Annotated in this window: 22 protein-coding genes and 1 pseudogene; 19 read left to right on the top strand and 4 right to left on the bottom strand. The window is 42.2% G+C overall.

Annotated features, from left to right (window positions below):
* The first annotated feature begins 208 nt into the window (after positions 1-208).
* From ATG71_RS23565 to ATG71_RS23190, 7 genes and pseudogenes are all read left to right on the top strand, one after another.
* Positions 209-373 carry a hypothetical protein gene (locus ATG71_RS23565; protein WP_179886622.1) on the top strand — a complete coding sequence of 55 codons (165 nt, stop codon included), beginning with the start codon at positions 209-211 and terminating at the stop codon, positions 371-373.
* A 111-nt stretch (positions 374-484) separates the two neighbouring features.
* The gene (locus tag ATG71_RS23040) at positions 485-1210 is read left to right on the top strand and encodes a phosphogluconate dehydrogenase C-terminal domain-containing protein (protein ID WP_286163108.1); all 726 of its coding nucleotides are present in this window, start codon (positions 485-487) and stop codon (positions 1208-1210) included.
* An 86-nt stretch (positions 1211-1296) separates the two neighbouring features.
* Positions 1297-1575, top strand: coding sequence for an AEC family transporter (locus ATG71_RS24050; protein ID WP_353616305.1), 279 nt, complete (start codon positions 1297-1299; stop codon positions 1573-1575).
* A gap of 17 nt (positions 1576-1592) precedes the next feature.
* On the top strand, positions 1593-2195 hold the full coding sequence (locus tag ATG71_RS23035; RefSeq protein ID WP_353616304.1) for an AEC family transporter: 603 nt from the start codon (positions 1593-1595) through the stop codon (positions 2193-2195).
* A gap of 130 nt (positions 2196-2325) precedes the next feature.
* Complete coding sequence (locus tag ATG71_RS23030; protein WP_098441673.1) at positions 2326-3084, top strand: DeoR/GlpR family DNA-binding transcription regulator; 759 nt, start codon at positions 2326-2328, stop codon at positions 3082-3084.
* A gap of 301 nt (positions 3085-3385) precedes the next feature.
* On the top strand, positions 3386-4351 hold the full coding sequence (gene glpX, locus ATG71_RS23025; protein WP_098441672.1) for a class II fructose-bisphosphatase: 966 nt from the start codon (positions 3386-3388) through the stop codon (positions 4349-4351).
* Between the two features lie 59 nt (positions 4352-4410).
* A pseudogene (locus tag ATG71_RS23190) lies at positions 4411-4506 on the top strand (hypothetical protein); the annotation flags it as partial.
* Positions 4507-4719: 213 nt separating this feature from the next.
* Here the strand turns inward: ATG71_RS23190 and ATG71_RS23020 are convergent.
* On the bottom strand, positions 4720-5538 hold the full coding sequence (locus ATG71_RS23020) for a hypothetical protein (protein ID WP_098437348.1): 819 nt from the start codon (positions 5536-5538) through the stop codon (positions 4720-4722).
* Positions 5539-5617: 79 nt separating this feature from the next.
* Complete coding sequence (locus ATG71_RS23015; protein ID WP_098437346.1) at positions 5618-6223, bottom strand: membrane lipoprotein lipid attachment site-containing protein; 606 nt, start codon at positions 6221-6223, stop codon at positions 5618-5620.
* A gap of 813 nt (positions 6224-7036) precedes the next feature.
* Here ATG71_RS23015 and ATG71_RS23010 point away from each other — a divergent pair.
* Complete coding sequence (locus tag ATG71_RS23010; protein WP_098437343.1) at positions 7037-7795, top strand: RsbR, positive regulator of sigma-B; 759 nt, start codon at positions 7037-7039, stop codon at positions 7793-7795.
* 371 nt (positions 7796-8166) lie between these two features.
* Here ATG71_RS23010 and ATG71_RS23005 read toward each other — a convergent pair whose 3' ends face one another.
* Positions 8167-9297: an IS91 family transposase gene (locus tag ATG71_RS23005; RefSeq protein WP_098438931.1), complete on the bottom strand. Its 1131-nt coding sequence runs from the start codon at positions 9295-9297 to the stop codon at positions 8167-8169.
* On the bottom strand, positions 9294-10166 hold the full coding sequence (locus ATG71_RS23000; RefSeq protein WP_286162935.1) for a tyrosine-type recombinase/integrase: 873 nt from the start codon (positions 10164-10166) through the stop codon (positions 9294-9296). The genes ATG71_RS23005 and ATG71_RS23000 overlap by 4 nt, the downstream gene beginning before the upstream one ends.
* A 489-nt stretch (positions 10167-10655) precedes the next feature.
* Between ATG71_RS23000 and ATG71_RS22995 the strand changes: the two genes are divergently transcribed.
* From ATG71_RS22995 to ATG71_RS22945, 11 genes are all read left to right on the top strand, one after another.
* On the top strand, positions 10656-11933 hold the full coding sequence (locus tag ATG71_RS22995) for an extracellular solute-binding protein (protein ID WP_098437340.1): 1278 nt from the start codon (positions 10656-10658) through the stop codon (positions 11931-11933).
* 75 nt (positions 11934-12008) lie between these two features.
* Positions 12009-12968 carry a carbohydrate ABC transporter permease gene (locus tag ATG71_RS22990; protein WP_098437338.1) on the top strand — a complete coding sequence of 320 codons (960 nt, stop codon included), beginning with the start codon at positions 12009-12011 and terminating at the stop codon, positions 12966-12968.
* Positions 12969-12989: 21 nt separating this feature from the next.
* On the top strand, positions 12990-13823 hold the full coding sequence (locus ATG71_RS22985) for a carbohydrate ABC transporter permease (RefSeq protein WP_098441671.1): 834 nt from the start codon (positions 12990-12992) through the stop codon (positions 13821-13823).
* Positions 13824-13850: 27 nt separating this feature from the next.
* Positions 13851-15638 carry a glycoside hydrolase family 66 protein gene (locus tag ATG71_RS22980; RefSeq protein WP_098441670.1) on the top strand — a complete coding sequence of 596 codons (1788 nt, stop codon included), beginning with the start codon at positions 13851-13853 and terminating at the stop codon, positions 15636-15638.
* A gap of 69 nt (positions 15639-15707) precedes the next feature.
* Complete coding sequence (locus ATG71_RS22975) at positions 15708-17486, top strand: cache domain-containing sensor histidine kinase (protein WP_098441669.1); 1779 nt, start codon at positions 15708-15710, stop codon at positions 17484-17486.
* Complete coding sequence (locus tag ATG71_RS22970; RefSeq protein ID WP_098441668.1) at positions 17479-19011, top strand: response regulator transcription factor; 1533 nt, start codon at positions 17479-17481, stop codon at positions 19009-19011. Before ATG71_RS22975 ends, ATG71_RS22970 begins: the two co-directional genes overlap by 8 nt.
* Before the next feature lie 20 nt (positions 19012-19031).
* The gene (locus ATG71_RS22965) at positions 19032-20294 is read left to right on the top strand and encodes an extracellular solute-binding protein (protein WP_098441667.1); all 1263 of its coding nucleotides are present in this window, start codon (positions 19032-19034) and stop codon (positions 20292-20294) included.
* Positions 20295-20308: 14 nt separating this feature from the next.
* Entirely contained in the window at positions 20309-21985 is a 1677-nt protein-coding gene (locus tag ATG71_RS22960) for a glycoside hydrolase family 13 protein (RefSeq protein ID WP_098441666.1), read from the top strand.
* Between the two features lie 157 nt (positions 21986-22142).
* Positions 22143-23210, top strand: coding sequence for a Gfo/Idh/MocA family protein (locus ATG71_RS22955; protein WP_098441665.1), 1068 nt, complete (start codon positions 22143-22145; stop codon positions 23208-23210).
* A gap of 13 nt (positions 23211-23223) precedes the next feature.
* Positions 23224-24348: a Gfo/Idh/MocA family protein gene (locus ATG71_RS22950; RefSeq protein WP_098441664.1), complete on the top strand. Its 1125-nt coding sequence runs from the start codon at positions 23224-23226 to the stop codon at positions 24346-24348.
* Positions 24349-24350: 2 nt separating this feature from the next.
* A complete protein-coding gene (locus ATG71_RS22945) occupies positions 24351-25067 on the top strand; it encodes a ThuA domain-containing protein (RefSeq protein WP_098441663.1) in 717 nt (238 codons plus the stop codon).
* The last annotated feature ends 24 nt before the right edge of the window (positions 25068-25091 follow it).

Genomic DNA, 25091 nt, shown 5'->3' with positions numbered 1-25091 from the left:
TAGTAGAGTTAATGGATATGATTGATAGTCCATATATAGGTATTTGCTTAGATCCGGGGAATACAGTGGCTTCACTGGAACTGCCTGAAGAAGTAATTGACAAAACGGCCCATATGTAGTTAATCTCCATGTTAAGGATTTCGCCTTTAAGCGTAATCAAGGATGGGTTGGTTTTTATTACAGTGGCGCGCCATTAGGTGAAGGTCAATTGAATTTCGACTATTTGTATAATAGCGTTCAAAGAAATAAGAAGAAGGAATTTAACGCAATCATTGAATTATGGGTTAGTTTCGATGAAACAATCGAAAAGACGATTCAAAAAGAGAAAGAGTGGACCAAAAAGAGTATGGACTACTTGAGGAGGAAGATTTAATGAGTTTAACAGTTTCAGTTATTGGTGCAGGCGGGAAAATGGGAACAAGAGTAACAACGAATTTAGCAAAAACATGATCATTACGACTTATTATTTTGCGAAAAATCTGAGTTGGGGATTCAATCTATCAAAGAACGTGGGTATGAGGTAACAGATACTGATGAAGCAGTAAAGAAAAGCGATGTCGTGATTCTTGCTGTTCCTGATGTGTTATTAGGTAAAATTTCAAGTGATGTGGTTTCAATGATGAAAAGTGGTGCAGTACTTTTAACTTTAGACCCCGCTGCTGCATACTCCAATGAATTAAAGTTAAGAAATGAATTGACTTATGTAGTTGCACACCCATGTCATCCTTCTGTGTTTGTGGAAAAGTTCACTCGTGAAGAGCACGAGGATGCTTTTGGAGGTGTTGCTGCAAAGCAAGATATCGTTGCTGCTTTGTTTTATGGAGAAGAAGATAAATATAGTATAGGAGAACAGGTTGCCATCGATATGTATGCCCCAGTCGAAACCTGTCACCGTATTACGGTTGAGCAAATGGCGATCTTGGAACCAACAGCTGCGGAAGTTGTAGCTTGTACAACAGCTGTTATCTTAAAAGAAACATTAGACGAAGTAGTGAAAATGGGTGTTCCAGAACCGGCGGCAAGGGCATTCTTGTTAGGTCATATTCAAATTGGCTTAGCAGTAGCCTTCAGGGGTACAAATCCATTCTCTGATGCATGTCAAATTGCCATCGATTATGGGAAGGAAATGATTTTCAAGCCTGATTGGAAAGATGTATTTGAGAAAGAAGAATTAGACAAAGTTCTTAAGAAAATGCTGCAACAGGCATAAGAACTTTAACTAAATCCCAATCAATGTACAGCTATATTTTATTGCTGTACATTTTTTTTTATAAGCTTTTTTAAAGGAGTTTCGATATGGACATTTTCATAACGGTGATGCTGCCAGTCTTACTTATATTTGGATTTGGGTATAGCATTCAAAAGTGGAAAAAATTAAATATTACATCGGTATCGACTGTAGCATTGTATGTATTAATCCCATGTTTGGTTTTTAATACGATCTATAAAGCTGAATTGGACCATACCTATGTCCAAATGATTATTTTTTCATCTATTTTATTGGCTTCACTCGTTATCATCAATAAGATATACGCTCGTCTAAAAAGCATCCAACATCTGTTGAAAATGGATTGATCCTCTCAACGGCATTTATGAATTCAGGTAATTATGGGGCACCAATCATCCTTTTCGCATTTGGAGAAAAAGCTTTCGCCTTAGCGGTTACCTTTATGGTTTTACAACAGATAATCATGAATTTTTTTGGGGTTTATTATGCGGCGAGGGGAAAAGATGGAATAAAGGTTGCAATTAAATCGGTGTTTGAAATGCCGCCGACCTATGCATTGATCGGTGCTTTGATACTAAATTTGAGCAATGTTTCTGTTTCTGGAAATTTACTTTCTGTAATTGAGATAGTAGGAAATGCAGCTATTCCACTAGTAATGATTATTTTAGGGATGCAGTTGGCTAACCTTAAATTAGGAAATTTTCAATGGGCTGAAATCTCGTATGGAATTATGACGCGGATGATTCTTTCGCCGATTATAGCCTATATTATTACGATTACTTTAATGGATTTAGACCCCTTACTGAGAAATGTTCTGATTGTCGCGAGTGCCATGCCTTCTGCTGCAACGACCGTTTTATATGCATTGCAATATAAAACAGAACCAGAATTAGTATCCAGTATAACGTTGGTGTCTACCCTGGTAAGTGTCATTTCTATCACTGTGTTATTGAACCTTGTCAGCTAGATTGTTATCTTTGGAACGATGGAAAGATGAGATTATATACTTTCGTTTATTTTTATTTACTTTCATAAACAGTTTAGCTTATGATACTATTAGAGAATGATATGGACAAGAAGGTGGTACTCCGGTGAAAATGTTTATGGAAGAAAGGCGCAATAAGATTCTTGAACTATTAGATAACCATCAGCGAATTACAGTGAAAGAATTATCGAAAGAATTAGAAGTCTCTGAGGCTACATTGAGAAATGATTTAAAAGATATGGAAAAAGAAGGATTCTTGAAACGGACCCATGGTGGGGCTGTATTAAACGATATTGAAGATAATAAGGTGAATTTCTCAGATAGGGAGAAAGTGAATAAAGAAGAAAAGCATATTATTAGTATGAAGGCCGAGCAATTAATTGAAAATAATCAATGTATTTTACTTGATGCCAGTTCGACAGGGCTTGAGCTTGCGAGAAAAATAAAACATTCTTCAAAGCGGTTAACAATTGTGACCAACGGCATATATACTGCATTAGAACTTCGGGACAATCCTGAGTTCATCGTCATATTGATCGGCGGGATTTTAAGAGCGGGTTCCAGTGCATTAGAAAGTACGATCTCAGGTGATATACTAAATAAAATAAACATAGACATTATGTTTACTTCAGCAAGCGGTTTTGACTTTGAGAACGGGCTGACTGACTTTAATATGTATGAAGTGGAACTGAAGAAGAAGATGGTACAGGCTTCAAACCGTGTAGTGGCGCTTCTGGATCATACCAAATTAAATAAAAAATCAATTGCATCTTTTGCGGCGCTTGATGAAATTGATATGATCATAACGGATGATCATATGTCAAAGGAAGATATTGAAAAATTAAAGGTATGTAATATTAACTATAGTTGAGTAGTTCTTGTAGAATATAAAGGTGAATCTGCAGATCTTGCAAAAAGGTATAAACTAAATAGACCAAGATAAGGGCTAAGAAAGCTTTCGAATTGAAACCTTTTCTTAGCCCTTTTGCATGTATAAATAACTAAAAATAAAAATTAATGAAAATAAACGAAAGAAAAAGATGGATTTTAACAAATATATATAATAAAATAATAGTAATCGAAAAGAAAAAGTTTTTGATGAATTTTCCAAGAATACTTTTGGGTTTAGTGCAGATGGAGTTAGTGTATTAATCTGATTTATTGGAGGGGTTATGTTGGCTATTCAAAAGGTAAATTACATTCAGGGATTAACAGAAGAATTTCTTTTAGTGACTCAAAGGGCAGCTGTGGCTTCCTTTCCCTGGATTGGTAAAGGGAATAAAATCCAATCAGATGGGGTAGCAACCGAAGCGATGCGAGATCAACTGAACAAAATTAATATGAATGCACATATTGTGATCGGTGAAGGTGAAATGGATGAAGCGCCAATGTTATATATCGGAGAGAAATTAGGAACTGGAACGGGTCCGCATATAGACATCGCTGTGGATCCTGTAGAGGGGACGACACTCATGGCTAACGGCCAAGATAATTCATTAGCGGTCATCGCTGTATCAGAACATGGAAGTTTACTTCATGCTCCTGATATGTATATGGAAAAAATAGCTGTCGGTCCTAAAGCAAAAGGTTGCATCGATATCAATGCCCCTTTAACAGAAAATATGACAGCTGTTGCAAAGAGGCTGGGGAAGGAAGTATCAGAGCTTACCATCATGATGCAGGACCGTCCACGCCATGATTACCTGAAAAGACAGGTGTTTGCGGCTGGGGCACGAGTAAAATTATTTTCTGACGTTGATATAACTGGAGCAATTTCAACAGCAATAGATCATCAAAATGTAGATATGTTGGTTGGAACCGGTGGGGCTCCAGAAGGTGTGATAGCCGCTGTTGCTTTGAAGTGCCTGGGTGGGGATTTCCAAGGTAGACTTGTTCCTCAAAATCAAAAAGAATTTGAGCGCTGTTCACAGATGGGAATGTCAAATCCAGAAAAGACTTTAACAATCAATGATATCGTCAAAACAGATAATTGTTTTTTTGTAGCCACCGGAATTACGAATGGTCAATTATTAAGAGGTGTAGAGAAAAAAGGTGATGGGAAATTAGAGACACATTCCCTTATTACATCCTACCGAAAAGGGATGAGGATGCAATTTATTAGTTCAAGCCATATATAGGATGGTACCAATAAATGTATTACTTAAATAGTAGGAGGAAGTAAGTTGCATAAGAAAAAATAAGTATTGATCGCCTTTCTATTCAAACCATTAGAACACTATCAATTGATGCAATTGAAAACGCCGGATCAGGTCACCCCGGTATGCTAATGGGAAGAGGTCGTTGGTGGTTATGATTTGTGAAGAAGCATCAGAAACGCCAATATGCTTCAAATATCTTTTCTGAAAAAAATCTCTGTCGTATATTCCGTGTATACCTTTTATACTCAGCTAGCATGCAATCTAACTTTATAAAAAAAATAAAAAATCCCTCAAAAAAAAGCTCAGAGAATACTAATCTCTGAGCTTTGCTACCGATTTACTTCATATTATTCCGAAATAACCCCTTGAGATATTTTCAAATACTGCCCATCGCTTACACTAAGCTGGTATCTTCCGTTAAAAATTTCATTATCTACTATATCGTTGTTTCCGACTGGTCCGCTCATAACCGCAACGTAACCTTCTCCATAACTTTCAATTACATATTGCCCCGCTGGAATGTCGACTCCTACTTTGTACCAAGCAGATTCTTTATACTCACCTTCTACTTGATTCACAACTTGATAGATTTCTTTTGCGCTTTTTACGCCTAACGTTTCAAATGAAGCAGGACTGATCAATACACCACCAGTATCAATATTTCCAGCACCATGAACGTATACATATCCAAAACTATCAAAGTTTTCGTTATCAATTATGTTCCCAGCACCATCTTTTTCAGCGTAATATTGACCACTGCCATCAAAAGGAATAAATGCATATTCACCCTCTGCAATATCTCCTTTTATATATGAACCTGAATCATAAGCGTGATTTGAACTAATTAATTCCTGGATCTTACTAATCATTTCTTGTTGTGGAGTCTTTTTGACCTCTTCTTCAGCCTTTTTCTTAGCTGCTTCTTCTTTGGCATTATCGTCATTGTTGCTTTCTTGAGCAGACACTTCTTCCTCCGGAGTGGTGTTTGCTGTTTCGCTGGTAGAGGAAGGCGCGTTTATGATACATACCATAAACAAAACAAAAGCTGTCACGGCGAACAAGAAATTTCTCTTTGCCTTTCCTTTTTTCTTGATTAATGAAATAACGGCTAAAACCAAAAATACTAAAACCGCTAATAAACTAATAAAAGCTATAAAATCCAACATACTGTTAACCCCCATATAATTTTTATATAATAATGAATGCAAAACGTTAGGTGCATCTGGTTCCTTTTAGAAGAATTTTTTAACCTTCTTCTGTCTCTTCAAGGGCATCTGGATAGACAACTTCATCGAATGTCTTACCAGAAGTTTTATCTTCCATTTTAATCTTGACAGAGTAATCATCCTCGCTTACCCCGTCATAGAGTTGATACATCATTCCGGACATACCAAGCGTTAAAGTGGCAAAACCGTCCATGCTATTTTCATAGGCAGCTTGATCTACTACTACCGTAAAAATGGAGAAAGAATCATTATGAGTAATGTCTTTAATGGACACATAGTCTTCACTTGTCTTCATTTCTTCAACCGATTCTTCAATACTTGTAGCAATGTCTTTCATTAGTTCTTTATGAACGGATTTAGACATTTTATATGTGATGGATCCATCTTCATTTTTTGTTACTTCCTTAATGCCGTTTTCTTTTGCATCAGCCTGGATCGTTTCAAGGTTTTTATCTTCGAACATGGAGGCGGGCAGAGTAATTTCCACGTTGAATAACTTTTTATCTACTTCAACGCTCTCTTCTTTCTTTCCAGAATCCTTGTTACTCTCTTTCTGATTGGTATCTTCTGAAGAGCAAGCACTTAAAAGTGTTAGAGCTAATAAAAACATTATTACTTTTTTCATGTGAACTCCCTTTCTATCTTTCTTTCTTTCTAATTCATTACAATAATATAACAAAAACATTACATGAATCTATGGATCGTAATAAATACTATAAATTGGTATTTATTTTACTTTTTTGTTTTTTCATTGAATATTTGTATCAATTCGATAGGTTTAACCACTAAATGTAATAATAACTAGGAATCACCAGAACTATCCTGTACTTGAAAAAAGTGACTTATGAAGAGAAGCAGATTATAGTGTTTACAATAAAGAGAATGTTCTCACGATGAAGGTTCCGTTGTGCTAGGTTGAGTATAGTTATTTTTATTTGATGGAAGCGGACGAGTCATTTGAGGGAGCGGCCATATATTGAGGAGCAGGGGACCAGGGGGAGACCTTGTCCCTTTTATTGTTGAATGCTTTCATATAGGGGACTTTCTACATAAAAGGGTAAACTATTTTGCACCGGTTTTCTGATGCTCATAACAATAAATCTCCCCTATTAAAAGAGGATTTGATAAGCAATACGCCCTAACTTTATCAGAAACAGTCTTTTTGCAAACGGCACAATTAGAAGAGGGACTGGTCTTTTTTTCAGGTTCCTTCAATGCCTGTTTATGTTCTTCTCTAACTTTTAGATCAGTAAATATTGGCCATTAAGAAGGCATGATAAATGGACGAGAGGTCACTCAGCTTGCCAGGGTCAGCCCCCTTTTTCTAGTTACATGAACTCTTAAATGAGGAACTATTTTCTTAATTAATGTATTTACGTTTATAAAGTAGCACTATACTATAGAGAAAGAGATAAATTTCATTACGAGGTGGAGGATCATGAGTAATCAGCTTCCTATTGATATTACAGCTACAAATACGTTAAATAGTATTGGAGAAAATATTCTTATAGCCGACACAGATTTCAAGATCACTTGGATGAATCGCAAAGCCATCCAGTCACTGCAGACCATTGCTCCTTATTATGGATTATCAAGAGCGGAAGACATGATTGGGTTAAATATGGACCACTTTCATCGTTCTCCTGACTATCAAAGGGGTATGATGAAGGAGCTGGGAGAGGGGCACAGAGCAAGAATTATGATTGCAGAAAAAATTGCTGCGGATATTGTGATTACGCCGATTTATCCAATGGAAGATACTGGCGAGATAGAAGGATATATGGTTATGTTGATGGACGTGACGTCACAAGCTGAGGAACAGAAACGAAAAGACCAGATGATAAAGGAACTGCAGGTACCGATTATTCATATTTGGAAGAACACCATTGCCCTGCCTCTTTTAGGAGATATAGACATAGATCGAGGAGATCACTTGATCTCTATACTTCTAGAGGAGTGTACATCCAAACGGATAGAATTTGTTTTATTATCATTAGGGGGAGTGAAACAGGTTGTTAATCATTTCACCTACACAATTCAATCGTTGCATGATTGTTTACGATTAATAGGGGTAGAACTCATTCTTGTAGAGATAACACCAGAACTGGCATTGAATATTAAAGATGTCTTCAACGTGCGAACTTTCCCCAGCGCGAGCGCGGGCTTAAAGGATATTATGAAGCTTCAAGGGAAGTAGGTTAACTAGGGACGGTTGCGACTCTACTTTTGTGAATAGAAGCATTGAGCAAGGAAGCAAGGGGACGGTTCTTAAAGGGGTCAATCGGAAGTTTTGCGCGCAAAAAGATCCAACTAGGGTAATAATCTAGTTGGATCTTTTCACTTTATATTTGTAATAAGAACGCACGCAAAATTTTTGATTGCCAGGAAGAAGGAAGTCGCGGTCCCCAGCTATGGAATTTCAATCGGCTGATCGGTAACGAAATCTTCCTGTTTTTTGATGTTTTTCCGGGGAAAGAGTAAACTAAATCCCTTCCGGGACTGTGAAGAGTATAGGTTCCCCCTCCCCACTTAAGAGGCTTTTCAAAGAAGATATTCGGTTGTTTACAATCATGGTATAGCCTCTGTTAAATGTGCTTTTTTACAGGAAGGACAGAGGGAAACATCCTTTTTGATAAGAATAGAAAGAATTTCAATCTTGCTTAATCCTTCAAATAATGGTTTATACGTAGGGCTCTTCGTTAGCTTTCGACAGAGTTTCAGCTTGGTCTTTTTATTCCGGTTAGCCAAGAGGCCATAGTGTCTAATCTTCACAAATCCCTTCGGTAGAATATGCATGAGAAAGCGACGGAGAAATTCTACACCCTTCAGGGTTACGGTCTTTTTTTGATTGTTACGTTTATAATCCTTCACTTGAATCGTGACCGATTGATCGTTGGCTGAGACAATACGATTATTAGAAATGGCAATTCGATGAGTGTAACGACCAAGGTACTCCATGACGGCGATAGGTCCTGAGAAGGTCCTTTTCATATAGCTATACCAATCTTTTTGGTAACACTCATCGATCAATGCTTGAAAAGACTTCGCATCTTGATACTTCTTGGACTCGTTAAAGAATCTCAATTGTTTCTGTTGATAGTATTGTTTCAGGTAATAGAGATACTTTCCCCGAAACTTTTTAGACAGTACCTTCACTGGAATAAAGAATTTCTCACTTGAACGGCGCCACTGATTTCGATCATTTAGTCCACCGGCCAATACAACGGTATGGATGTGAGGGTGATAATGAAGGTTTTGCCCCCAGGTGTGTAAAACAGAGAAAAACCCAATCTGTGCTCCCAAGTACTTTTTATCACCTGCCAGTTCGGTTAGCGTTTCGGCGACAGCTTTGTACATTAAATCATAAAGGAGTTTCTGATTATGGTAGATCAACATATGTAGCTGTTCCGGCATCGTAAACACGACATGAAAATAAGGGGCATCGAGAATATCTTTTTTTCGTTGATCGACCCAAATATCCTTATTTACTCCCTGGCATAGGGTACAATGCCGATTTCGGCAGGAATTATACCGTACTAAGGAATGACTACAGGACTCACATTCGTAAGAATGTCCACCCATGGCGGCGGTCCGGCAGTTCATCATGTTTGTGGCTGCCTTTGCTTGTTCCATAGAGAGTTTATATGTTTCTTTGTAAGTCGGATAGAAGGTATGAAACAGTTCTTGAACCGTACTCATCGTTGGTCTTTTCCCAGATTATCTAAAGGACTTTTAACGCCCATCAAACTTTTTGAGGTCATGTGTAAATAAGCAAGTGTCGTATTAAGGTTTTTATGACCAAGCATCTGTTGAATGTATACAGGGTCAACCCCATCTTCCAAAGAATGAGTCGAAAAACAGTGTCTTAACGTATGAGACGAAATAGTAGTGTCCAACTCTATCTTATCCCGCTGTTTAATGATGGTGTTTTTAATTGTTTTAATATGAATGTGTCCCGAGGAATTTTTACTACTAGGGAATAACCAATCGTCCGGTTTGAAGGGTCTCCCTTTGAAAGAAGCTTTGAAATACTCTCGAAGCACGATAAGTGCTGATTCTGATAGGATGGTATATCGGTTCGTATTATGCTTGGCATCGTCAACCCGGATACTCATGGATTTACTACATATATCCTTGATCTTCAGTTGGGCGACTTCGCTTACGCGAAGCCCACTACTATAGATTAAATAGAAAATGGCCTTATGCTTAATGTTTCGACAGGAGTTGATAAGTCTAAGGACATCTTCCCTAGGTGGAACGACAGGGAACTTTTTGATTCTTTTCATCCTGGGAAGTTTGTTTGGGTTCCATTCCTTTTCTAACACGTAAGTGTAGAAGAATTTAATCGAAGAAATGTAGTTGTTAATCGTCCCCGGGGTGAGTCCTTTCACTTGTTTCAGAAAAAGGATGTATTGTTGAATATCCTCTTCTGTTGTGTCAGAGATTTTTTTATTTTGCTTTTCCATAAACGAAACAAACGCCTTCATTCTCCGCCTATAGGACTCCCTCGAGGATTCCGGTGTTCCTTTAAGTTCGAAGTAAAGTTCAATTTTCTGCTGATAATCCACGTAAATAGCCTCCTAGAATAATAGATAAATGGACATTCATCTACTCTATGGAGGTGGGCGATTTCTGGTAATAAGAATAAGGGTATACAAATATGAGGAATTCGATGATATAATAGGCATATGAAAAAGTATTTTCTTTCTAAGGATTGTTTGGTTTGGCGATTAAACAATACCACAAAAGAACATACTTTTTCATTTTTTTTGCCTTTTTTTAGTTGGAAGGAATCTTTTAAGCCATCGCGATAGCGATTTCGTTCTTCTCGTGCTTCCTTTTTCTATTATAAGAGAAGCAACAGAACCGTCCCCATGCTTCCCCTAAAAAGTGTCATATCTCTCTAAAACAGAGAAATATGACACTTTTTTCAATTCCACATCATAACTACCACCAAAAACAATCAAATATATAACACCATCACAAGAATGTAAGCGGTTTTATAGTAAAGCGCTTTCATGGAAAATGGAGGTATAGAAAAGGGAGGGGTTAAGGATATGAAGGCTTGGAAGAAGTTTATGACAGGTGCAGCGATATCCACGATGTTATTTGCCGGGGGCTGCAGCGGGGGATCGAGTGAGACTGGATCTAAGAGTAGTGGCGATAAGGTTGTGTTGGATTATTGGCATACGTATAGTGATCAGGAAGAAGTCATTCTTAATGAGAAGATCAAACCATTGTTTGAAAAAGAACATCCTGATATTGAGTTGAAGCTTACGAGGATGCCTTATGAAGGATTGAAACAGCAGGTGATCGCCGGGGTTTCCGGTGGGGAAGCACCTGATTTGATGCGTATGGATATTGTGTGGGTTTCTGAGTTTGCCAAGATGGGTGCCCTTCAAGAAGTTAGTGGGATGGATGGGTTCGAGGATGTTAAGAACAGTGTCTTTGAAGCTCCGATGGCAACGAACATTTTTGATGGGAAGTATTATGGAGTACCGGTGAATACGAATACGAAAATAGCCATTTATAATAAAGGCTTGCTTGAAAAAGCTGGATACACGGAAGCGCCTAAGACGATGGATGAGTTGAAAGATGCAGCGAAGAAGGCAGTGGATGCCGGCGCTAAAGGTGGAATCGGCATCGGCGGAAGCAATACGTGGGGATTCCTTCCATATTTCTGGAGTCTCGGAGGTAAGTTGACGAATGATGATTATACAAAGTTCGATGGCTACCTAAATAGTAAGGAAAGCGTTGCTGCGGTTGAAGAAATGGCTTCATGGCAGAAGAATAAGCTGCTTTCTCCCACCATTCTTGGCGGTGAACCTGGCGCATGGGACGGAATGAAAGCAGGTCAATATCTGATGATTGATGACGGCCCTTGGTTCTACAGCATTCTTGGGAATGAAGAAGGGAGCAAGTTCAATCCGGAAGAACAAACGGTCAGCGGTTTGATTCCTGAAGGTCCGGGTGGAAGCCGTTCTGTTATCGGCGGTGAGAACCTTGTCACATTTGCAGGTTCCGAACACCCTGAGGAAGCATGGACGTTTGCGAAATGGATGTTGACAGAAGAGCCGCAGAAATTGATGGCTGAAGCAGGATTGATTCCGACGAATAAGAACGCTGCGAATGATCCAAAAGTGATTGAGAATCCAATTGTCGAGAAATATGTAAAGCAGCTGGAAACAGCGCTGCCGCGTACTCCGATTGCTGAGTGGTCGGAAATTGAAGAGGTCATCAACTTGAACTTTGAGAAAGTGATGCGCGGGAAGATGAAACCGAAAGAAGCAATGGATGATGCAGCGAAGAAAGCGGATGCCATTCTACAACAGTAATGTTGACAAGAGAAGGTACTCACCGATTTGGTGCAGTATCTTCTTTCATTCATATGGATACAAGGAGGGATCAAGATGGACCCGAATCTAAATAATAATCACAGTGATATTATTCTTTCTGAAAAAAAACCATTTTCCCAGAGGTTCAAAAAAGGGGCAAGGCAATGGCTGGCAGTATCCCCTTTTCTTCTAATCGGGCTTGCCGGGGCCACTATATTTGTCATTTATCCCCTCATTAAGGGGATTGTGATGAGCTTCCAGGATTATAACATCATCCCCGGTGCGGAAAGTCCTTTTGTCGGTTTAGAGAATTATAAAAAGGCTTTTTCGGACCCGGCTTTTGCGTACGCCGTCAGGAATACATTTCTCAATACAGTCGTGACGGTACCGATCAACTGGTTTTTAGGACTGTTTTTTGCTGTGTTGATCAATATTCAATTTGTTAAGTACAAGATTACGTTCAGGACGTTGTATTATCTTCCGATTATTACGTCTTGGATTGTCGTTGCATTCCTTTTTCGTTATCTGTTTGCAGATGGTGATAATGGGTTGATCAACTTTGTCCTCGTCCATCTGGGGATCGTGGATAAGCCGATCAGCTGGCTACAGAACCAGTGGACGGCGATGATCGTCATCTGGCTGTTCCACATTTGGAAAACGGTGGGGTGGACAGTGGTCATCTATTTAGCGGCCCTTCAGGGGATTCCGAAGAATCTTTATGAAGCGGCAGCAATCGACGGGGCAAGCGGAATAAAGGCTTTCAAGTTTGTCACGATACCGATGCTGCGTCCGATTACGGCATTTGTCATCATTAATTTAATCATGGGTGCCTTTAACTTCTTCCCACAGGTGTATTTCATCACGAACGGCGGACCGATGGGGCAGACAGAAGTGCTCCAGAGCATGATTTACAAACAGGCATTCAGTAACTTTAACTTCGGGTATTCTTCAGCGCTGGGTGTGATGATGGGCCTGACGATCTTCCTGATTACATTCACGCAGCAGAAGAAATTGAGCAATCAGAAATTCATGTAGATAGAAGAGGAGGGTAAACGTATGAATGGGAACTTTTTTAGTAAATTGATTGTTTATTTGTTTCTCATATTAGGGGTCATCGTCTTTATTACACCTTTTATCTATATGGTGATGACGACATTCATTAACGGGGCTTACTCACTTCCAAAGCCGCAGGAAGTGTTCACGGCAGTCCCCAATTTTGAAAACTATGAAATTGTCTGGAACAAGAATAACTTCTTTCGTTATTTCTTAAACAGCTTGCTGGTAGCAGGTGTCGCCACGGTGGGAAGTGTTTTCCTTGGAGCGTTGACGGCTTATGCCTTTGTCCGGTTTACGTTTCCAGGTAAGGAACTGTTATTCAGGATCTTTTTATTCACGATGATGATTCCACTTGTGCTTGCCATCGTTCCTCAATTTACCGTCATTAAGAACCTTGGACTTGTGAACACTTACTGGGGCTTGTGGTTACTTTATATTGGCGGTGGTGTGGTCGGTTCTACTTTCTTCCTGAGAGGGTTCTTTGAGACCGTACCGAAGGAATTGGAAGAATCCATTTTGATGGATGGAGGAGGGAACTGGACCATTTTCAGAAGGATCTATCTGCCTCTTTCGAAGCCTGCCCTCGGTACAATGGCCATTTTCTCATTCTCGGGGACATGGGATGAATATTTCGTTGCGTTGACGATCATCAAGGATGAAGCGATGAGAACCTTGCCGATCGCGCTAATGATGTTCCAGGGTAAATATGCGAGTAACTGGTCTTGGATATTTGGTGCTTCCTTGATTGCGATTCTGCCGGTGATCATCATCTATATCATCTTCCAGAAGAAGTTTGTACAGAGCGGACATTCAGAAGGAGCGGTCAAAGGATAACTCATATAGAAGAATAGGGTGAGAGTAATGGGGAAAAAGAAAAGCCTGGCCGTTCTGGCAAGCATGTCACTTACAGCAGTGATGCTCTTAGGTTGTGTGAATTCAAGTTCTGAACCTGTCTTTCAAGCGGAGACGATTCAACAAGGGAAATGGGTGGATGAACTGAGCACGGATCAAGCCGCCTATGAACCGGGGGAATCCGTGAAGCTTTCATTATCATTGAAGGAAAAAGTAAAAGAAGGAAAAATACTGGTTCAGTATAAACACTTGGCAGAAACAGTGAAAGAGGAAGAAATCAATCTGAAAGACGAAGAGATATCGTGGTCTTGGAAACCGGAAGAAGATGATTTTAAGGGGTATATGGTGGAAGTGTATGTAAAACAAGGAGATGAGGTCATTGATCACCAGAACATAGGTGTTGATGTATCCTCCGATTGGGCCAAATTTCCGAGATACGGGTATCTTGCCGATTTTTACGACATGGAAGCAGATCTGCAGGAAGATGTGATCAACCAATTAAATCGATTCCATATCAATGGGCTGCAATTTTACGACTGGCAGTATAAACATGAGAAACCTCTCAAGATGGAAGATGGTAAGCTTGCCTCAACCTGGCCGGATATCGCCAACAGGGAAGTATCACGGGATACAATCGAACGCTACATTTCCCTTGCTCATGAAAAAAATATGAAGGCGATGAATTATAATCTCCTGTTCGGCAGCTATGAAGGTGCTGAAGATGAGGGAGTGAAGAAGGAATGGGGCCTATTCAAGGATCCGGATGCGGAAGAGCAGGATCACCATCCCCTACCTGATAATTGGGCGAGTGATATTTACCTGATGGATCCTTCCAATAAAGGATGGCAGGACTTCATTCTAAATGAAGAAAAACAAGTGTTTAATCATCTGGATTTTGACGGATGGCACGTCGATCAGCTTGGTGACCGTGGCGTACTTTGGAATGGTGACGGGAAGACGGTAGACCTTTCGACTACGTATGTTCCATTCTTGAATGAAGCGAAACAGGAACTGGGTGTCGACCTGGTCATGAATGCCGTTTCGCAGTATGCACAAGGATATATCGCTTCCCAGGCACCGGTGGACTTCCTCTATTCGGAGCTTTGGGATGGTCATAATACGTATTCGAGTCTTAAAGGCGTCATTGATCAGAATAGTAAGTACAGCAAAGGCAAGCTGAATACGGTCCTGGCTGCCTACATGAACTATGATTTATCTGACTCCATGGGAGAATTCAATACGCCTGGTGTTTTGATGACGAATGCGGTCATTTTCGCTTCTGGAGGTTCACACCTGGAACTTGGCGAAAATATGCTTTCGAAAGAGTATTTCCCTCACAAGAAATTAAGCATGAGTGATGAACTGAACACCGAATTGACAAGATACTATGACTTCCAGGTAGCCTATCAGAATCTTCTACGTGATGGCGGTGAGGAAGCGGAAAAAGAAGTGAAGATAGAAGGGGATCTTACCGTCTCCGATCAGCCAAAGCTCGGTTCCATCTGGTCATTTGCCAAAAAGAAAGAGGATAAAGAGCTTATTCATCTGATCAATTTCACTGATGCTTCCTCGCTGGAATGGCGGGATAATGAAGGAGTACAGCCTGAGCCTGAGGAAGAAAAGGATATCGAAGTGGAAGTGAAGGCCGGGGGTAAGGCAGATAAGATCTGGGTGGCAACACCTGATGCCTATCAAGGTTCCCCTCTGGAGATTGACTTCAAGCAAAAAGGGGACTCGATTACGTTCACCGTCCCATCCCTCAAGTATTGGGATCTGGTCGTGATCGACTATAAATAGGACCTATTGCTCCTACTGGGAAGGAGAGATATGATAGATAACAAGAATAACGGAAAGAGGGATTAGCAGATGATACAGCTTCTAAAGAAACGGCTGGCTGCCAAGGTCATTCTCACCATATTAGTCGTTTGTTTAATCCCTACGGTCTTTAATAGTGTGTTCTTCTACCATTCCGCCTCGGATGTCGTAAAAGAAAATGTAAGGGAATCGTCAAGGCAGATTGCGAGACAGGCAGCGGAATCCCTGTCCTTTATCTTCTCCAATGGAAGTGATATGTCAGATCTCATCTATAGTAATGAAAGAATACAGGAGATCGTGAAGGATGACTTGGACAATCGCTCCTCAGACACAGAAGAAAATCAAGAATATATGACATCGTATTTGAATTCAAATATATATACAAGTTCATTTGTGAGGATCATTTATGTATTGAAGGAAGACGGGATGAGCTGGGGAAGCGGGACCTTTTCCCCTTATAAGCTCTCAAAGGTGAATATTGATGGAATGGATTGGGCCAAGGAAGCGGTTCGAAGAGATGGAGAGCTGGTGTGGGGTGGACTTCAATACGACCGGTTCAGTGGAGCCGGTGAAAACACCGATCTTATTCTGCCCATCACCAGGGTGTTGAAAGACTTTGATACGATGGAGAACATCGCCTATATCCAGGTCAGCCTGGACGGAAAAGCGATATTGGATAAAATCAACCAAATCAAGCTTGGGAAGACCGGCCACTTCTTTGTTGTGAATGAGCAAGCGGAAGTGGTGATCGATAACGATTTAGAGAATCTGAATAATCCCGTTCAGAATAAGCAAATGCGGGAGTATATCCTTTCTGATAAACGGGAATTCGAATACGAAGAGGATGATATCCCTTATTATGGCGTAACGGAACCGATCGGGAACGGCTGGTTGATCGTCGGGAGGGTACCGACTTTTGAAATCACAGGCGAAATCATTTCGATTCAAAAAATCATCATCGGTGCATCCATCATTTTCGGAATAGTGGCGATTCTCGTCGGGAGTTTCATCGCAAAGAAAGTGACCGATCCGGTTAAGATCTTGACGGAGCAAATGAAGCTTGTCGGCGAGGGGAACTTAAAGGTGCGTACGAGTGTGGATTCGAAGGATGAAATCGGAATGATGAGCTCCGAATTCAACCATATGATCTATCGGGTGGAAGATTTACTAGAGCAAGTGAAGGAAGAACAGCATCAGAAGCAGGAAGCCGTCCTTCGGGCCATCAAGCACAGAATCAATCCTCACTTCCTTTTTAACACATTGAGTACGATACGCTGGCTCGTCCAGTTTAAAGAGACGGAGAGAGCGAACACCGCCCTTACTGCATTATCCAAACTCCTTGAAGGGAATATGGGGAAGACCGGGACCTTTATATCCATAAAGGAAGAAGTGGAATTGGTTGAACAATTCATGGTCATCCTGCAAATCAGGTATGAGCAGAAGTTCCATTTAGTGACGGACTTTGAAGAGGGAGTGGAAGATTGGGAGATTCCGAGGATGCTTCTGCAGCCGATCGTGGAGAATTCAATCTTTCATGGAATCGTACCAACAGGAACGGAAGGGACAGTGTGGATCACGGGTAAGAATATCCTCGGAGGAATTCAAATCGAAATCAGGGATGACGGAGTGGGTGTTGAACAGGATATGTTACAACGGGTGCAAAGGTCGTCTGTTGGGGACAACTCATACGTAGGCATTGGATTAAGTCATGTGGCCGATTCCATCAGACTTTATTTTGGTCCGGATTCAAAGTTTGAAATCACCAGCGGGGACGGGACCGTTGTGAAGCTTGTATTGATGACGAAAACCAGGGGTGATCAAGATGTATAACGTGATGATTGTGGATGATGAACCGATCATCCGCTTTGGCCTGAAATCCTCCATTGACTGGGAGGATAAGAATCTTCACTTGATCGGTGACTTTTCAAATGGAAAACAAGCGTTAGACGCAATGGAAAGAACCGGCCATGTGGATATTCTCATAACCGATATAAAGATGCCTGTCATGGATGGCGTTACGTTGATGAAGAAAGCGCTTCAAATGAACCCGAAGCTAAAGGTGGTCCTGGTCAGCAGCTACAATGAGTTCGAATATGTCCGGGAAGGCCTTACCCACGGGGCGGTCGATTATATATTGAAACAGACACTTGAACCTGACCAATTCTCAAGGACCATCCATAAATGTATCGACAAAATCCTCGATGAGGAAAAAGTGACAGAGAAGCTTGATCAGGCGGAACAGACCAATAAGATCAACGACAGGCGGAGGACGGAACAATCGATCAAGAGAATCCTTCTGCAGAAAGAACCGTTCCATGCGTGTGAACAAAGGATTGAATCTCTTCACATGCCCCAGCTTCTACTGCTTGGGAGCATAAAGGAACTTGATCGACTCGAAGATGAATTTGGTTTCCTTTATAAAAATTTGATCGTCGATGAAATTCAAGAGCGTTTCTATAGAGAAACTGAAGACGGGTATTGCTTTCCGATAGGTGAAAATGAACTGATTTTCTTCATGGGGAATACGGAAGAACCCAGGGATACTGTTAACAAGTTGAAGGAGAAGATTGAAAAGGAAACGTCGCTGAAACTGGTGTTCAGCTATGCAGTGGTTTCAGATCGTGAAAAATTGGTCGAGGGATACCATCATGCCTCTCTTTCAGGCAAACAATATTTCTTCCAAAGTAACACTGAGATCTTTCCTTATGAAAGAGGAGTGAAAATGCTTCGGGAGCCCCTGAGTCTTGAAGAGATAAAAGCTCAAATTCATGGGGAAGAATCACTTGAGAACTTCCTCGAGGCGAGGTTTGTACGCTGGAAGGAAGAGGATATGCACCCCGACAACGTCAAGAAGGAAGCAGGGTATATCCTGAAGGCACTATATTGGAATAAGGTTGAAGTAAGCGTATTAATAGACCATATGTCAAACTTGGCTTCTTCAGAAACACTGGAGGAATTGACAGGGCTTTTCCATGAAGCGAAGAATGAATGTGACCTCTTTCTTGAATCGGAAAGTAAACATCCCCATATGGATAATGAGCTGTTGGATAAGGCCCTCACGTATATCCATGAGCACTATACACAAGAGATGACTCTTCAGCACGTGGCAGATCATATCCATATCAGCCGGAATTACTTTAGCATTTTATTCAAGCGATTCATGGATGTCAATTTCATCGATTACGTGATAAGACTCAGAATCAACAAGGCGAAAGAACTTCTCGGCCACACTTCACTGAAGGTATATGAAGTAGCTGGTGAATCAGGTTTCAATGATGTGAAGTACTTCAGTAAATTATTCAAGAAAGTCACCGGCCTCTCCCCGGGGGATTACAGGACTGAGCATCATAAATAGATAGGGAAAGGGATTCTCACATGATTCGATTCCGGACAACCATCATACTGATCTTATTGCTTATATTGAACGCTTGCGGAAATCAACATATCATCGACGAATCAAAGAAAGTGAAATTATCTGATGAAAACAGTGTGGAAGAAATAGAGATCTGGCATACTTACAGCGACAAAGAAACGAGAATCTTTGAAAATGAGATCATTCCGTTATTCGAAGAGAAATATCCTGGGATCGATGTCAAATCCGTCAGGCAGCCTCATAGCAAGCAGCTGATGTCAGCGCTTATTTCACGGGCATCCGTCAATCGGACCCCCGATGTCGTCAGAATGGATATTACTTGGATTCCTAAATTTGTCCACCTGGATTTACTTTATCCAATAAGTGAATTTGATGACTTTGATTTGGTCAAGTCAAGATTCCTACAAAATCCCCTTGAGTCAAATCGATTCGGAAAGAATTACTACGGGTTACCCCTGAACACGAATGTAAAAGCAGCCATTTACAATAAAGCAGCCTTAGAGAAACTCGAACTGGATCATCTTCCAGAAACGATGGATGAATTGATCGGGATCGTAAAGGAACACAATCTGAAAATCGGCATCAGTGACGTTTCTCCCTGGAACAGCCTCCCCTATTTTTACGGATTGGGCGGAAAGGTGATGAACAAGGACTATACAAAGGCAAGCGGCTATCTGGATAGCAAAGAGAGCATTTCAGCACTTAAAGAGTTGTTGGGGCTGTACCAGAACGGATATATTCCTCCCGAGGTACTCAGTGGATATGCGGAGACGTGGCAAAATGTCAGTTCGGGTGATTATTTCATGATTGATGAGGGGCCATGGTTCTACAGCGTAAGGTCAGAAAACGACTTGGCTCTTGTCAATCAGCGAACGGCTTCAGGCGTGTTTCCGAGTAATGGGGAAGAGTGTTCCATCCTCGGCGGAGAAAATGCGGTCATCACGAAAGGAACGAAACATCGGGAAGCATCATGGACGTTCGTGAAATGGATGACCACCGAAGAGCCTCAAAGCCTACTGTTAAAAGCAGGTTTACTCCCAACGAATAAACGGGTGGAAATATCGAATTTTGCAGAAGAGTATCCTTACTATAAAAGTTATATCGAAAGCATCGATGAAGCCTTCTTAAGGCCGCCGGTGCCGCAATGGGAAGAAATCAACACCATCCTGACAAATACCTTCAGGAACATTTTCAGTGGGGAAGTAAGTGTAGAAGAAGGACTAAAGAAAGCGGCAGCTGATATAGATCGTCAGCTCTCATCATAGAAAGGAAGAGAAAAATGGAGAAAAAATGGTGGAAAGAAAGCGTCGTCTATCAAATTTATCCGAGAAGCTTCAAAGACAGTAACGGAGACGGGATCGGTGATTTACAAGGAATCATCAGCAAGCTGGATTACTTAAAAGAACTGGGAGTCGGTGTCATCTGGCTGTCCCCCGTCTATGAATCTCCCAATGATGATAATGGATATGATATCAGCGATTACAAAGCTATCATGGACGAATTCGGGACAATGGAAGACTGGGAGGAATTATTGGAAGGTCTCCACACCAGAGGGATGAAGCTGATGATGGATCTTGTGGTCAATCATTCGTCGGATGAACATGCATGGTTCATGGAATCCCGGAAATCGCAAGACAACCCTTACAGGGATTATTATATCTGGCGTCCCGGCAAGGACGGAAATGAACCAAACAACTGGACGTCTTTCTTTAGTGGATCGGCCTGGCAGTATGATGAGACGACGGACGAATATTTCTTGCACCTTTTCAGTAAAAAACAGCCGGACCTCAACTGGGAAAACCCTGTATTGAGAACTGAAATCTACGACATGATGAAATGGTGGCTGGATAAAGGGGTCGACGGATTCCGGATGGATGTCATCAACCTCATCTCCAAAGAGGACGGCCTCCCGAGTACACCAGGCGGAAAGAGATACGACTGGGGCGGGGATTATTTCATGAACGGCCCCCGTGTCCATGAGTATCTGCAGGAAATGAACAGGGAAGTACTCTCGAACTATGACATGATGACAGTCGGCGAATGTCCAGGGGCGTCCCCGGAGGATGCCGCCCGATATGCCAATGAAGAGGGTACGGAGCTAAACATGATCTTCACATTCGAACACATGGACCTGGATTCCGGCCCCGGCGGTAAATGGGACGTGAAGGACTGGGCTCTCACCGATCTGAAGCAGGTGATGACAAAATGGCAGAAAGACCTCGAAGGCAGGGGCTGGAACAGTCTTTACCTCAATAACCATGATCAGCCAAGGATGGTCTCGAGGTTCGGGGACGATCAGGAATACCGCGTTGAATCTGCCAAGATGCTTGCTACGTTCCTTCACATGCTGCAGGGAACTCCTTATATCTATCAAGGGGAAGAGCTTGGGATGACGAACGTTGCATTCGACTCCCTTGAAGAGTACAACGATATAGAAATTCACAATATGTACCGTGAAAAAGTGACGGAGGGCGGAGAAGATCACAACACGATCATGGAAGCCATCTATCGTAAAGGGCGGGATAATGCAAGGACGCCAATGCAATGGGATGACAGTGAACATGCCGGGTTTACAACCGGTACGCCGTGGCTGAAGGTCAATCCGAACTATAAGGAAATCAATGCAGAAAACGCGTTGAAAGATCCCGCGTCCATTTATTATTACTACAAGGAATTGAACCGCCTTCGTAAGGAACATGACATCATCGTTTATGGCACGTATGACCTTATCCTTGATGACCATAAGCAAATCTACGCCTACACCCGGACACTCGGGGAAGGGAAGCTTGTGATTGTGTGTAACTTCACGGGGGAGGATGCAGCCTTTACATTGCCGGAAGGTCTTCACTTTGAATCTTCCTCTTTGCTGATTGGTAATTATGAAAGTAATGATAATCATCTTGAGAAAAATGGAAAATTAAAATCTTATGAAGCGAGAGTTTATAAATTAAATTAACAACGCAGAAAAAAAGCAGCCGGCGTGCTGCTTTTTTCTGTGAGAAAGTGTTTTATATACATGAATGAGTGTCATAAATTAAGCGCTTTCATTCTATCTATTCTTCTGGAGAGGTGTTGTCTTTACAATAGAAAGTAGAAGCAAAGGGGGAACAGATATGACAGTGAATAACGTAATCAAGGTAGGTCTTATCGGACTCGGAGGAATGGCGGATGCCCACAGAAGGATGATTTCCGAGCTGGATCAACTCCAATTAAGCGCGTTGTGCGATGTGAACGATGAACTACTGCAAAAGGTGGGAGAGGAAGAGGGGATTGGAGAAGAAAAGCGATTCAACGAGATGGAATCGCTGATCCAGGACCCGACTGTGGATGCGGTGATTTCGATTGTGCCGAATGACTTGCATGCGAAAGTATTGGAGTTGTGCATCCGGCATCAGAAACCCATCATGGCAGAAAAGCCATTCACCTTAAATTTCAAGGAAGCGGAATATCTGGCGGAACTGTATGAGAAGACACCGATTCCGTGCATGGTCGGGTTTTCTTACCGTTATATACCGGCATTCAGATATGCCAAGAAGCTGCTGGAGGAAAATAAGATCGGTACTCTCCGTCATCTGGAGGTCCGCTATCTTCAATCGTTCGGCTCACCGATCTTTGATGTCCCGTATTTATGGAGGTTCAATAAGGCGGTTACCGGGACGGGGGCGTTGGGTGATCTCGGTGCACATATGATCGACAGCGCAAGGTTCCTTGTCGGGGAATTCAAATCCGTATCTGCGTTAATGAGAACCTTTGTCCCGGAACGCAGGAATCCAGCAACCGGTCATATGCATCAAGTGGAAGTGGACGATTATGTCAGCTTCCATGCCGTGCTGGAGCATGATGTGGTAGGGGCGTTCCTGACAACAAGGAACGCAATCGGTTCCGGGAACCAGCATGAAGTGACATTGTACGGAGATATCGGGACGATCCACGTCAATTGTGAAAAACCGGATGAAGTCCTGCTCAGTTTGGTTGATGGGAATGAGCTTCAAACAACGAAAGAGACCCTGGAGATTCCACCTGGCTACAGGCGTCAGCAGCTCGAGGATTTCATCGCAATAGTGACCGGCCAGGGGCACGAAGAAATCCCTGACTTCCATGATGGCTATCAGAATCAAAAGGTGCTGGAGCGTATTATCGAATCAGCCGAAAAAGGTCAGTCCATAAACATAGACGAATAGAAAGGAGACGTTTATGAGTAATCAAAAAGTAAAGATTGCCGTCGCCGGTTCCGGTTCATTCGCAGATTTGTGGTATCTCCCAATTCTGAAACGGCATCCCTCCGTCATCTTGGAGGCGATCTGCAGTCAAAATGGAACAAATGCTGAAAGGCTTGCCGCTAAATACGGTATCCCATCCAGCCACCGGTCCTACGAGGAAATGCTGGAAGAAGACATCGACGGCGTCTGCATCGTGACCCCGAACTCCAGTCATCATGATCTTGCCTTGCTGGCTGCGGAAAAATGTATCCATGTTATGTGTGAAAAACCGTTAGCTATGGATACGAGAGAGGCAAAAGCGATGTGGGAAATGGCAGAACGAAACGGCATCATCCATGGAGTGAATTTCACTTATCGGGAGAACCCTGCCGTCCTCCGGTTAAAGGAACTGATAGAGGATGGATTGATAGGCAACGTATATGAAGGAAGGTTCGAGTATTCGGGTGATTTCGGGTTATCAGGTCCACCGGGGTGGCGCGGCACGCATTCGTCGGGAGGAAGGGGCGGGGTGCTCGCTGACCTGGGTTCCCATCTCATCGATGCTGTCCACTATATCCTTGGAGAAGAAATCGAAGGAGTTTCGGCTTCCCTATCATGTTTGGAGGACGGCAGGATAGAAAGGTTGAGTGAGTCAGTAAATAAGGATCGCGCAGCGGATTCTGTCTTCTTCCATGCTTCGTTTCCATCAGGAGTCCAGGGATCCTTTTATACCAGCTGGGTTTCAATTCAGGGAAATCGGAACCAGACAATCGATTTGACGGTGAAAGGAGAGAAGGGCGCGTTGCAGCTTCTATCCAGTGAGTTGGGGACCAGATTGAGGTATGCACCATTAAAGGGTCCTTGGCAGGATCTCAAAGTGGAAAACTGTGTGCCCTGGGACGATGAGGCAGAGCCTTCTGAAGAACGTTTCCGCCCATGGCGTCTAACGGATAAAAACGAAATATGGAAATGGGTGGACGCCATTCTCGATAAGAAAGAACGTGACCGACCGACATTCAGAGACGGCTATGTCGTCCAGCGGGTGATTGATTCCGTTCTCTTATCCAATACATTACGAAAAGAAATAGACGTAAAAGAACTTAAGAAAATGGAGGAATGACAATGATTAACGTGACAATCTGGAATGAATATCGACATGAACAAACGAATCCGGCTGTACAGGAGATTTATCCTGCGGGAATTCATCAAGCACTTGCAGGCTTCCTGCAGGAAGAATTCGTGGTGAAGACGGCGACACTTGATGAAGCTGAGCACGGATTGACAGACGACATCCTCAACGAAACGGATGTACTGATCTGGTGGGGGCATATCGCCCATGATGAAGTGAGCGACCACATTGTAGAGAAAGTGAAGGAACGGATCCTCGACGGAATGGGATTCATCCCACTGCATTCAGCCCATAATTCGAAGGTCTTCAAGGTACTGATGGGTACCAGGACGGGAGAACTCAAGTGGAGGGAAGCCGATGACACAGAAAGACTGTGGGTCGTGGAGGATGGCCATCCCATCGTGAACGGCATCCCAGAAGTCATCGAACTCGAAAAAGAAGAAATGTACGGCGAGCGCTTTGGCATACCGAAACCAGACGAACTCATCTTCATCAGCTGGTTCTCGGGAGGAGAGGTGTTCAGGAGTGGCTGTACATACCGGCGCGGAAGAGGGAAGGTCTTCTACTTCAGGCCAGGGCATGAGACGTATCCGACGTATTATCACAAGGATATACAGCAGGTGATCAGGAATGCTGTGCTTTGGGCATGTCCTGAGCAGGGTTCTCCGGTTCTTAGGTTGGGGAATGTCGAGCCGCTCGAAAACAGGTAAATACGGCAGGGGTAGACCCTGCCA

This window comes from Bacillus sp. es.034, from assembly GCF_002563655.1.
Lineage (GTDB): Bacteria > Bacillota > Bacilli > Bacillales > Bacillaceae_B > Rossellomorea.
Note: the sequence above shows the minus strand (reverse complement) of the source record. Positions and strands in the feature narration are given on the sequence as shown.